This is a genomic window from Lentzea flava, from assembly GCF_014648475.1.
In the GTDB taxonomy this organism is placed as follows: domain Bacteria; phylum Actinomycetota; class Actinomycetes; order Mycobacteriales; family Pseudonocardiaceae; genus Lentzea; species Lentzea flava.
Genome location: NZ_BMRE01000013.1, coordinates 16,734 through 28,694, shown reverse-complemented (window position 1 = coordinate 28,694; position 11,961 = coordinate 16,734). Strand labels below are relative to the sequence as shown.

Genomic DNA, 11,961 nt, shown 5'->3' with positions numbered 1-11,961 from the left:
TTGGAGATCAGGTGGTTCGGCGCGGGTCCACGCTTCGAGGGCGTTCTGTGGGCTGCCGTCGATCTGCCGGGCGTGGAGAAGAAGCGGTCGAGCATGCGGGTCGGGCGCCAGCTGTCCGACGCGCAACCGCACGGATTTCCCTTGCCCGGCCGGGAACTGCGGGTGGCAGCGGAGTGGTGCGCATGGTGAACGCCGGTGTCTCGCCGCCGTTGACCACGAGTCGGACGGCCGCGTGATACGGGCCCAGGTTGGCGAGGTCGTGCTCGGACAGCCGCGGCGCGGTGTGCCGCGACAGGTCACGCGCATCCTCGGGTGAGGCACTGAAGAAGATCTTGCTGCGCGCGTTGGTCGACAAGCCCTCGCGTAGTTCGCGTGTGAGCTGGTGGCCGTGCTGGTGAGCCAGCACCTTCCTCAGGTGGAAGCCGCGGGCTTCGGCGAGCATGTCCTCGATCGGGTACGGGAGGTTGAGGAAGTTGTGGCACTCGTCGATCACCAGGCTCGCGTCGCGGCGTAGTCGCTGAGGAATGCGGGCCCGCGCGGTCGCCGCCTGCCATGTGCGTGCGACGACCACGGACCCGATCAGCCGTGTGGTCTCCTCGCCGAGCGAGCCCTTCGGGATGCGTACAAGGCAGATTCCGCCGTCGAGCACCTCGCCCATGTCCACCGTGGACTGACCGCCCGCGATGGCGTCGCGGACGAACGGCCGCAGCAAGAACGCGCGCAGCTTGTTCATCAGCGGGCTGATCGCCTGGCTGCGCTGAGAGTCGGTGAGTTCCTCGTACCAGGACCAGAACCCGCGCAACACGGGGTCGGTGACGCCTGCTGTCACCCGGCTGCGGAACGCCTCGTCGGCGAGCAGCTTCGGCAGGTCGGCCAGGGTGGCAACACCTTCCTGGGTGCGCAGCGTGAGGCAAGCCGCGCGCATGACGTCGTCGGTGCGCGGGCCCCAGAACGCCGAGTAGACCCGGCGGAAGACCGATACCAGGTTGTCGACGGCGAGGTCGGTTTCGCCGCCGTCGAGCGGGTTCAGACAGGGCGGCCGGGTCTTGCTGTCGGCGTCGAAGATCACCACGCGGTCGGCGACCGAGCGTGGCAGACGGGACAGGACGTCGGTGGCGAGGTCGCCCTTGGGGTCGATCAGCACGATTCCCCGGCCGGCTTCAGCGTCGGCGAGGATCATGTTGCCCAGCAAGGTGGACTTGCCGGAACCGGTAGCACCCATCACGTGCACGTGGTGACGACCGTCCGGAACACGAAGTGCGACAACACGTTCGTGGCCCGCGTCCGTGACACCGAGAGGAACAGCGTCCGGGCCTGGCGCGGCCACACCGGGCGGTGGTGCGACGGCGCGAGCTCCGGCGCGCTGGATGCCGGCGATGCTCGCGTCGGTCGGCAAGTGCCCGATCGCGGCGAGTTCCGGCACCGACAGCAGGTCTCCCTTGCCGAGGCGGCGGGAGTCGATCAGCTGCCCAGGACGCCGGATGCGCCGGCGGGTGTAGTGGTTGTGCTCGGTGTAGGAAGCGAACGACGCCGCGAGCGCGTGTGCCCGGCCGCGCGCAACGTCACGAGCCTCGCGGATCTGAGCATCGCCGGTGTCCGCAGGCAGCAAGGTGGCCACGGCGTAGCGGACGACGGTCTCGAACTGCGAGCCGCGCTGCTTTGTGACGATGGCACGGTTCTGGGCGCTGAACTCCAGCGAGGTCTGCGGGTTGCTGTGCAAGGCGCCGGTGGCTGTGCGACCAGTAGCTCGACGTGACCTCGTTGTCGCGCCTGGGGTGATGAGGTCCAGCAGCCGACCGACGGGGCGGGTCGAGCCGCCGTTGTGGACTCGGCCAGCGGCACGGCGAGCTCGCTGGACACGGCGCCCGGTGACCGGCCGGGCCAGGATCTGCACGCACGCGTGCTCGTGCCGTCCAAGCCCGACAGGTGCGCCGAGGAGCGCTCGAAGCGGGTCGGCGTCAAAGGTGGCGCGGATCGGCAGCGCTTCGGGCCGGGCGAGCCGAAGTTCACCACCGACCACCAGCCGACGCTGGCCCTCACTGGGTACGGGAAGCGGCGGGCTCGCCGGTCTCACGCGGGTGTGTGCGCCCGGCCATGCGGCCTCGACCGCGCGCTCCACCAGACCTGGCGGGATCACGCCCGGCACCCACAACCGGATCGTGACGCCTGTTTCCGAGAACATGTACTCGAACGCCAGGTGCGGCTGTCCGCTGAACATCCGGCGCCAGCCGGGACGCAACAGGCCCACCAGGTTCGACCACAGCGCTGTTCCGCCCGCGGGATCAACGACCGGCGGCACGACTACCGTGACCTCGCGCGCATCAGCGACCAGCAACTCTTGACGGCGACGAGCCCACCACCTGCGTCCAACGACGACCGCGACGGCGCCAGCAACGAGCAGCGGAGCGACGAGCGGTCCCCACTCCAGGACGAGGCCGAGCACCCGATTGAAGATCGCCCGCACCGCGCCAGCCGGATCGACCAGGTAGTCGCTGATCATGTCTCGTCACCGAACCCGAGATCGACGAAACCGCTCGAGTCGTCCGCGTCGGCCGTGTCGCCGTAGGCGGCAAGCTCGGCGGGGCTGCTGGTGACGAGATAGTGCTCCGTCGGGGAGGCGATGCTCTGGAACGCCACTCGTTGCGTCCCCGCGGACAGCAGACCTTGGCCGCGATCCGCAGACAGGAGAAAGGCGCGCTCACCGGCGGACAGGTTGAAGGCGCGCGTCACTTCGTCGATCGCCTGCGGTGCCTGGCGCAGCAGGATCTGCGTCGCCGCGTTGGCCACCACCGCCAAGCCGAGCTGGGTGCTGAGCAGATCGCTCTCGTCCTGAGTGATGATCTTGAGCCCAGCCCAGTGCCGGCGCGACGCCTTCGCCATGCGGAGCAAGAACTCCGCACCGGAACGCTCGCGCATCAGCAACCATGCCTCGTCCACCACCACGAGGCGCTGCCTGCGGATCGCGGGATTGGACACCCGCCGCCACAACGCGTCGAGCACCAGCAAGGTCCCGATCGCCTTCAGCTCTTCGGGAAGGTCCCGGAGGCTGAACACGATGAGGTGGCCTTCGGGCGTCACGCTGCTGGGCCCGTCGAACAACTGCTTGAACGAGCCGTCGACGAACGGGTGCAGCCTCGCCGCGAGCTCCGCCGCGGCCGTGTCTCCGGTCTCCCCGGCGTGCGCGAGCTCATCGCGCAACGAGACGAGCGTTGGCGACGGCCGAGTCCAAGTCCGGGTGTCGGCTGTGATGCCCGCGTTCTCGTAGGTCGACGCGATCGCCTGGTCCAGCGCAGCTCGTTCGGCTGCTTCCAGCTCTGCGCCGAGGAGCACGGAGATGACGGTGTGCAGGAACAGCGATCGGCGGACGAGTGCGTCCTTCGGTGCGGTGCGACGGCCGTCCGCGCGGGTCTGGATGGGAAGGTCGAACGGGTTCAGTCGCACACCGGTGGCGCCGAGGTGGACATAGGTTCCGCCGACCGCCGCTGCGAGCCGCGCGTACTCGTCTTCCGGGTCGATGACGGCGATCTCGACGCCGCGGTACAGGCTGCGCAGCAGCTCCAGCTTGACGAGGTAGGACTTGCCGGCGCCGCTGCGGCCGAGCACGACCGAGTTGTGGTTGTGCATCCCCACGCCGAACTGGTCCCAGTGCACCAGGCCTTGGGAGCCGATGTTGTACCCGTAGAGCACCCCCGCTGGCGCGGCCGCGCTCGCGGGATCGGGCGCGGGAAGGTCCGGGCTGGTGAACGGGAACGCGGCCGCGAGCGCTGTTGTGTCGAAGGTGCGGCGCAAGCCGATCAGGTCCAGGCCCAACGGCAGTGTGGAGACCCAGCCCTGGAGGCTCCGGTACGTCGTGTGCTTCGCGTCCAGCAACAGACTCGCGCACAACGACCTGACCGCCGCGACCTCATCGGTCAAAGACTTCTCCGATGCGGCGTGGATCGTCAGGTACAGCCCGACCCGGAACAACTTTCCCTCGCCGCGCGCCACCCGTGAGGAAAGGTCGTAGGCGTCTTCGGTGGCTGCCTCGACGTGCGGGTCGGACAACCGGCCGTGCTCCGCGGTGTGCCGTCGCCCGGACTCCAACCGCGCAAGCTGCTTCTTCAACCGAGACGCAGCGGTGGAGGCATCGATCGGTTCGACGTGCAACGACACGTCCAGCCGGCCTGGATAGGTGAGCAACTGCGTGAGCCACCCGGCGTGCACCTCGCGCGGGAACCCGACCACGGCGAAGCTGGCAACCCACTCCCCTCCGACTTCAAGGTGCCGTGGCGCGACCGACAGAGCATCTGGGGTGAAAGCCGTCGCCGACTGCTGACGAGATCGCGCGCGGCCGCCCATCACGACTGCCCCCGCACGCCGTCTTCGAACTCGTCGTCGTAGTCCCAGTCGTCGGCCGCGGTGCTGTCGAACGAGCTGTACTCGCCCGCGTCTGCACCGGAGGTCGTGATGACTTCGTCCGCAGCGGCCAGCCCGGCGGACGGCGGCAACAGGCTGTCGGGGTTGCAGGCCGAGGCGAGCACCGCGGTCGCCTGGCTCGCGTCCAACGGCGTCACCACGATGCCGGCGGGTGCCAGGAGTTCGATCGCTTCGCCGAGGCGACGCACCAGCCGGGCTTCGGCGGCCCGGCGCTCACCCATGGTCGTTCGTTGCGCTGCCCGCTTGCGACGCCTACCCACGAGCGCACTGAACAAGCCTGGACCGCCGAGTCCATCGGGCGGAGCGGTGGGCACGATCGGCTCGCGGACCACGAGCAACACCTGCCGGCGCAACAACTCGGTTTGCGTACCGAGCTGCGCAAGGTATTCGGCGTGCTCGAGCGCCGCAGCTTCCAACGCCGGATGCGGAAGCCCTCCCGCACGGTCACGCAGCTCGCCGATCTGAGCCGACAGATCCAGGCGGTCGGTGCGCACGAGCGCCTGGACCGGCGCGGTCAACGAGTGGAGGTACCGGCCGAAGGACGCGACCAGCGCGTCCTGTTCGTTCGGCGTGCGCAGCGCGAAGTTCACGGTGGAGGCGACCGCGACAACGGCGAGACCGTCGATTCCGAGATCCACCACCCCGGCCTCGGTGACGCCTTCGGCGGGCAGCTGAAGCGTCGACGGGGACACCGCCTCGTCCCGGTCCGCGAGCCAGGCCGGGGCAGGCAGAACGCCCTCCGGTGCCGTGACGCAGTGGCGCGGCGCAAGGCGCTGACGAACTGCGGCGAGCAGCAGCTTGTCCATCGGCACGCCATCACGCTTGCCCAGAGCGATGGTGGCTGAGGCAACGGCGACCGGAACCGCGAAGGTGAGGAAGAGCGGCAGCGGTAGGAACGTGTTTGTCGCCGTCCACACGAGATACAGCACGGCTCCCGCTGCGGCGAGGATGGCCAGCTGGCGTGCGGTCAGCGGCCCGAGGACCCTGTCGTGCATGTCGACGTCGGCTGGGATGCGAACAGGTGCGGTCATGGCCGGGCACCTCCCGGCTTCGGGCGAACCGGTTTAGGCAGATCCAGCGGGAGCCGGAGCTGTCGCTTGCTGCGCCACGCGAGTCGGTCTTCGGGTGCCGGCGAAGGTGGTGCGGGCTTGGGCGGCGTGGTCTTGGTGACGCCCTCCAAGGGCAACGAGTACTGGCCTGCGCGCGACGGCCGGTTGGCCTTGTAGGGATCGAACCGCAGCTCGAGTTGCCGATCGGGCCGCGCAGCCGTCCTGGGTGAGGAACTCGCCGTGGCACCGGTCGGCCGTGGTGCCCGCTTGACGTTCAGCGGGAGCCGGTACTGCCCATCGCGTCCGAGGACAGGCCGGTTCTCCGGCCACCCGTACTCGAACGGCAACGCCAGCTGCACTTCGCGCCGCGCTGCGGTTGTCGGTTCGGCGGCAACGTCACGCTTCGCTTTCGCCTTCGCCTTGCGCAGCCCGCCCAAGGGCAACATGTACTGCCCGTTACCCGTGGTCCGCGTGTTCGCATACGGGTCGCTGGGACCGCTCGCACGGCCGCCACGATGGCCGTATCCGCTGTGGGCGGCGGTTGCGGTCGCACCCTTCAGGAGACCGAAAGTCTTGTACATCAGGAAGCCGCGGATCAGCGAGCCGAGGAACGTCCGCCCGCCACCACCAATCTGGATGTGGTGCATGACCCAGCCCGGAATCTTGACCAACACCCACAGCAGTGCACCGGTGACGATCAGGTTGATGAGACCGCTCGGTGTGGGGCCGAAGATCGTGAAGCCGCCTTCGGTGAAGAACACGCGCAACGCTGCGATGAGGGCCAGCGACTGTCCGACTTGGATGCCCAGCACTCCGAAGAACGCGCGCCACCACCAGCGCGCAATGCCGTCGGTCTGCTCAAGTCCGTGGCAGACGAGGAAGAGCGGAGCCCCGGCCAACAGGATGACGGTGACCGCCACCCGCATCACGTAGGTACCGACCAACGAGATGAGCAGCACGACGAGACCGAGCGAGATCAGCGTCCCGAAAAGTCCGGCACTGGTGATCGAGCTCATCACCGTCTGCGTCAGCACGACGCTGAGAGTCTTCGCCGTACTGCTGGGATCGAGTCCAATACCGAGCAGCCCGGTGGACAACGCGTTTGCGAACTCGATGGCCTTGCCCGCCAGCAACAGCGAGAGGTTCGCCGCCAGGAATCCGACCGCGATGCGCGGAGCAACCTGTCGGATCGTCGTGCGCGTCTGCAGCGTCTCGTAGGCCATCAGCACGATCCCGGCCACCATGACGAGCAGCGCGTACGACGCGACGGCGATGCCGCGCGAGGACTCCCACAACTCGCCCACTCGTGGCAGCTGTTCGAGCGTCGGGGTGGCCAGCAGCGTCTCGCCCACCAGTTTCAGTAGCGAGTTGAGCGCACCGACGACCAGCGCCCAGAAGAAGTTGTTGATGCCGTCGGCCACACACGCGCCGATGTCGGTGATGCCGCACTCGCCACCCGACGGACTAGGCGGAGGAGGTGGTGTCGGCGGCTCGGCTGCGGCAACGCCACGACCAACCAGAGTGAGCAACGTGGCCAGCAGAACCACGAAGGTTCGACGCCATGTCGGGCCGCGCAAGGAGCACTTCGTTGTGGACATGGCCTACGCCCCCACGATGCCCTTGAGCACGGTGACGAGCAGCGGCGCGAGCGCGGCCAGAGCGTAACCCCACCCAGCGGCTTTGAAGGCCTCTTTGGACTTCTCCTGCTCGCTGGGATCGCCGCCGCCGAAGACGCGGCGGATTCCGCCGATGGTCGCGGCCACCGTCGCGAGCCCGGCGAGAATGCCCATCAACCAGTTGCGGATGTTGTTGAGGACTTGGTCGACACTCTCGGCGATCGCCAGCACCGATGTGCCGGCGTAGGCGGTTGCGGCTGAGGCCAACAGGGCCACCAAGACCAGCTCGGCGACCAGCAAGGCCGATCGGCGAACGCGCCGGCGGCGAACGGCAGCGCTCCGATGTGTGCTGTCTTTTCCGTTGAGGCGAGAGCGGTTGGGGAACAGTGTCAGGCGCATCGCGACACTCCCGAAGTTGTGTCCGAAGTGCCCTGAGGCAGCTCGGACTGGGCGTGTGCGGGAGCTGCTTTCCTCCCGCAGCCCTGAACTCCGCGAATCCGTCGTCGCGGGGACACTCCGCTGTGGACTTTCGTCGCGCGGCCGGACCTCTTAGCGCCGTCGGTGATGACGACCGAGTCAGCGACGTAGTCGGCCAGGTCTGGATCGCTGCCGTTGTCCGCAGTGGTGCCTTCGCCGTCGCGGAGGTAGGCGACGAGTCGTAGTTCGGCGCGTTGACGGGCCTTCTTCGCGGCTTCGTAGGACAAGCCGCGTTCGTGCGCGGCGTCCACCAGAGCGACGCCCTCCAACCTCGTCGCACCGATCAGTTCGGCCTCGGCGGCGGTGATCGCGCCCTCGGCGACCGCGCGAGCGAGGACGAAGTCGGGGTGCCCCCATGGGGGCGGAGGAAGGGTCGAGCGGAACCCGTGTCCGGACGGCACCGGTGCGTCAAGGGCTTCGCGAACCGCGGCGTGCCCGGCGCGGTACGCAGCCCAGCGCAGTCGCAGCATGATGCGGGGCTTGCGCAGATCCACCACGGTGAGCTCGGCGACGAAGCCGGCGAGCACCGCGGCGTGGATGTCGCTGGGATCGTCGGCGAATTTCGCGGACAACGTCGACGCCGTAGCGATCAGCGCGGGCAGCGCCACCCCGACGCAACCCACCGTCCACGTGGCACCGTCTGTGCGAGCGCGCAGAACCAGATGCGCCCACACCTCGTCGCGCAACTTCTGCGAACAGCCGCGGCGCAGGAGTCGGCTGCGCACCTCGTCGAGTGGGACTGGTCGCGACGGAAGACCGGAGAACATCCGACCGTCGAGCGACACCGGATGCGGCCCGGTGACCAGCCACTCGAAGGCTGATCGCGCGGCGTCCAGTGGCATGCCATCGCGCCCGAAGCCAGAGCGCGCAGTCCTGCGATGCGTTGTCATGGGATTACTCCTGAAGCGAGCCGGAAAACGGACCCGTTCAGAACGCCACAAGCGGTGGCACCAACCCCTTACCGCAAAGGCACCTAACTAGCACCAAGCAATTACGAACGATCTACCGTGAAGCCCGGCAGCCCGACTGCCAGCACAGACAGTGTGGATCCGGAAGCCGCCTACCTGCACGGTAATAGGCCAGTGACACCCCGGTAAGACTTCTTTCCCCAGCCTCAGTCGATCACAAGAAGATCTCTGAGGCGAAATCGGGATTCAATCCTCATCTGTCCCCGAGACGACTTTATTTCGGAGTTCAGGGGTGTCATCAGCGCCTCGCAATCGCGGCGCACCCAGTCTGTGAAGGGGACACCCGTGACCGAGTCCGACAGGTCCCGCGGCCGCGCTCGCCGCGGTCATGCCGATCGCACCCGCCCTGGCCCAGGAGGACCTGGCAGCCGCCGCCACGAGGACCGCAGGCCGTGGCCGACCGCCCCGACGGTCAGCCGCGTCAGTCCCGCGAAACCTCCCGCAGGAACCGCGCGGACAGGTGCGCGCGGTTCCGTCTCGACACCGACGCCCGCAACCGTGTGGACCTGTGGGCCGACCGGTATCGACCTCAATGCCACCTGGCCGCCGGAGCTCGTGGAAAAGATCGTCTCGTCGTTCAGCTCAGTGGGCGACAAGGTCGTGCTCTTGCCGTGGTCTGCTCTCAGCAGCACCCGCTCACAACTCGGCGTTGTCGGTGACGACGGTGTCGTTCGGCACTCACCCGACGTGGATCCAGACCCTGAACTCGACGACGCCCGGCACGTCGTCGAGCGTCTTGGCCGCGAGGTACGCATTGGCTCGCACGATGGACCGCAGCGCGCCGATCTCGTCATCGCCAGCGTGCACCCGAACCGCTTCGGTAACGGCTCCAGCGACCTCGTCACCCTGACCGCGGCGCGCCTGCTGCGCTCCGGCGGCATCCTCGTCGTCCTCACGCACTGCGACTGGACGACCGGCGAACTGCTCGACCCGACAGGACAGGTCGTCGCCTCCGCGCAAAACGCCGATCTGCTCTATCTCCAGCACATCGTCGCCGTGCACGTGCCGGTTCGGGACGGGTGTCTCCAGCTCACCGACGAGCACCTCGCGGCCGGTCCATCCGGTGACGAGGCGGCCCGAGGACGACACCGCGCGCAGGTACGCGGCCTACCTGAACCACACCTGCGCATCCATTCCGACGTCCTGGTCTTCGCCCAGCCACACAACCGCCAACACACCCAGCTGGACAGCACCGACACGAGCGGAGACCTCCGATGAGCAAGACCGTGAAGAGCGTCTCCATTGCCCCCGTGGACGACCTCACGAGTAACACCAAGCCACCCACCACCGACACCGGCGCTGCGCTCCCGACCGGGGTGTCGGTGTGGACGACCGCGCAGGCGTCACCAGCGTCCCAGCGCAAGAACAAGTACGTCCCCGAGTCGACCGCGCATCCCGCGAAGATGCTGCCCGAGGTGGTCCGGCACGCAGTCGTCCACTACACGAATCCCGGCGACGTCGTGCTGGACCCGATGTGCGGCATCGGCACCACCCTCGTCGAAGCCGTGCGCCTGGGCCGCCGCGCCGTCGGAGTCGAGTACGAACCCCATTGGGTCGACGTCGCGCGCGCGAACCTCGACCTCGCTCGTATCGACGGTCATGAGTCCGACACGGAAGTCGTTCACGGCGACGCGCGTCAACTCGTCACGCTCCTGCCCGAGAAATACGTGGGACAAGCCGCGCTCGTGGTGACATCCCCACCGTACGGACCGTCGACACACGGCCAGGTGGCGGTCGCACCCGGCGAGGGCGTGCAGAAGTACCACCACCTCTACGGCAACACCCTCGACCGCGGCAACCTCGCCAACATCGGCCACCACCGCCTGCTCACCGGCTTCACCCGCATCCTCGCGGCCCTGCGCACCTTCCTGCGCCCTGGCGGCCACATCGCCATCACCATCCGCCCCTGGCGCGAACACTCCGAGCTCATCGACCTGCCCTCGCAGATCCTCACCTGCGCCCGCACCGCCGGCCTTCTCCCAGTCGAACGCAACGTCGCACTCCTCGCCCGCGCCGCCGAGCACGAACTCGTCGCGCGCGGCAGCTTCTTCCAGCGCGACTTCATCCGCAAACAACGCGAGGCCGGACTGCCGCTACACCTGATCGCCCACGAAGACGTCCTCGTGTTCCGCACCGCGCTCACCCGCGGAGCCGCCCGCACACACCAGCTCGCCGACGAACTCGGCAACGACGAACAACCCTGGAACCGGGCGGCATGAGCAACGACCCCGTGCTCGGATCGCTCTGCACGGGCTACGGCGGACTTGACCTCGGCGTGCTGGCCGCACTCGGCGGCGGCCGCATCGCCTGGTACGCGGACCCCGATCCGCACGTGCTGCAGATCCTCGCCGTACGCATGCCCGACGTACCCAACCTCGGCGACTTGCGCGCCATCGACTGGACCACGGTGGAGCCCGTCGACGTACTCGTCGCCGGGTTCCCGTGCCAGGACATCTCCGCCGCCGGCAGGCGCATCGGCATCGAGAAAGGCGAGCGCAGTGGCTTGTGGACCGACATCGTGGCGGGCCTTCGCGTACTACGACCCGCGCTGTTCATCGTGGAGAACGTCGCCGCGCTTCGCTGGCGCAACGGAGGACTCCACCGTGTACTCGGCGACCTGGCCGAAGCAGGGTATGACGCGCTCTGGCGTAGCGTCCGCGCCGCCGACATCGGCGCCCCACACCGACGCGAACGCGTGTTCCTGCTCTCCTGGCCACGCACCGCTTTCGCTGCGGATGCTGCCGACACCGCAAGCCCGCGACGGCGACAACCGCGGCGCCGCCGATCCAGTCCGCCGACGAGCGCTTGGACACCAAGTCAGCTTGCACGATGCGGTGACCGCTGCTGCGAGGTTGTTGCCCACGCCGACCGCGATCAACCCGAACGACGCCGAGGCCCCCAACCACTGCCTCGCCCGACGCGACAAGCATCGAGCACGCAGGATCAACGGCAACGGGATGGGCATGCTGTTGTCCATCGCGGTGCGGCTGCTCCCGACCCCGACGGCGTCGGACGCGAAGGCCTCGACACACTGCACCCACGACGGCGGACCGTCTCTATCCGACCAGTGCCGCCTGCTGGAGACGACCAATTCGACGTACCTGCCGACGCCGCGAGCGACCGACGGAACCAAGGGTTGCCCCGCGCAGCGCGGCTCCAAGGGCGACCTGATGCTGCCCTCGGCGATCATCTCGCTGCTCTCCCACAACACGCACCGAGTCACGTAGAAGCAGAGCGAGGTTCCATGGACTGGGGCGACTACGCCCCAGCAGTACGTCGATGGGAACACCTGCTCGGCAGACCTGCGCCGCATCCCACCCAACCTGGCCAGCACGGCGGTCCCGTGCTCGCGCCAGCGTTCGTCGAACACCTCATGGGCCTCCCACGCGGTTGGGTCACCGCCATCCCGCTTCCCCGTACGGCGCAACTCCGCGC

At 68.3% G+C, this 11,961-nt stretch carries 9 protein-coding genes and 1 pseudogene; 4 read left to right on the top strand and 6 right to left on the bottom strand.

Annotation, left to right across the window (positions count from 1 at the left end):
* Positions 1-7: 7 nt before the first annotated feature.
* From IEZ09_RS17275 to IEZ09_RS17250, 6 genes are all read right to left on the bottom strand, one after another.
* Positions 8-2,500 carry a type IV secretory system conjugative DNA transfer family protein gene (locus tag IEZ09_RS17275; protein ID WP_189254736.1) on the bottom strand — a complete coding sequence of 831 codons (2,493 nt, stop codon included), beginning with the start codon at positions 2,498-2,500 and terminating at the stop codon, positions 8-10.
* Entirely contained in the window at positions 2,497-4,338 is a 1,842-nt protein-coding gene (locus IEZ09_RS17270) for a VirB4 family type IV secretion system protein (RefSeq protein WP_189254735.1), read from the bottom strand. The genes IEZ09_RS17275 and IEZ09_RS17270 overlap by 4 nt, the downstream gene beginning before the upstream one ends.
* Positions 4,338-5,447, bottom strand: coding sequence for a PrgI family protein (locus IEZ09_RS17265; RefSeq protein WP_189254734.1), 1,110 nt, complete (start codon positions 5,445-5,447; stop codon positions 4,338-4,340). Before IEZ09_RS17265 ends, IEZ09_RS17270 begins: the two co-directional genes overlap by 1 nt.
* Entirely contained in the window at positions 5,444-6,994 is a 1,551-nt protein-coding gene (locus tag IEZ09_RS17260; protein WP_189254733.1) for a TrbL/VirB6 family protein, read from the bottom strand. Before IEZ09_RS17260 ends, IEZ09_RS17265 begins: the two co-directional genes overlap by 4 nt.
* Before the next feature lie 72 nt (positions 6,995-7,066).
* Positions 7,067-7,480, bottom strand: a complete 414-nt coding sequence (locus tag IEZ09_RS17255; protein WP_229812649.1) for a pilin — start codon at positions 7,478-7,480, stop codon at positions 7,067-7,069.
* Positions 7,471-8,283 carry a hypothetical protein gene (locus IEZ09_RS17250; protein ID WP_229812648.1) on the bottom strand — a complete coding sequence of 271 codons (813 nt, stop codon included), beginning with the start codon at positions 8,281-8,283 and terminating at the stop codon, positions 7,471-7,473. Before IEZ09_RS17250 ends, IEZ09_RS17255 begins: the two co-directional genes overlap by 10 nt.
* 741 nt (positions 8,284-9,024) lie before the next feature.
* Between IEZ09_RS17250 and IEZ09_RS17245 the strand changes: the two genes are divergently transcribed.
* From IEZ09_RS17245 to IEZ09_RS46465, 4 genes and pseudogenes are all read left to right on the top strand, one after another.
* Positions 9,025-9,744, top strand: a complete 720-nt coding sequence (locus tag IEZ09_RS17245; RefSeq protein ID WP_229812647.1) for an O-methyltransferase — start codon at positions 9,025-9,027, stop codon at positions 9,742-9,744.
* Positions 9,741-10,745: a TRM11 family SAM-dependent methyltransferase gene (locus IEZ09_RS17240; RefSeq protein ID WP_189254730.1), complete on the top strand. Its 1,005-nt coding sequence runs from the start codon at positions 9,741-9,743 to the stop codon at positions 10,743-10,745. Before IEZ09_RS17245 ends, IEZ09_RS17240 begins: the two co-directional genes overlap by 4 nt.
* Positions 10,742-11,176: pseudogene (locus IEZ09_RS46470) on the top strand (DNA cytosine methyltransferase); the annotation flags it as partial. The gene IEZ09_RS17240 and the pseudogene IEZ09_RS46470, both read left to right, overlap by 4 nt.
* A gap of 184 nt (positions 11,177-11,360) precedes the next feature.
* Complete coding sequence (locus IEZ09_RS46465) at positions 11,361-11,753, top strand: hypothetical protein (RefSeq protein WP_229812671.1); 393 nt, start codon at positions 11,361-11,363, stop codon at positions 11,751-11,753.
* Positions 11,754-11,961 lie beyond the last annotated feature (208 nt).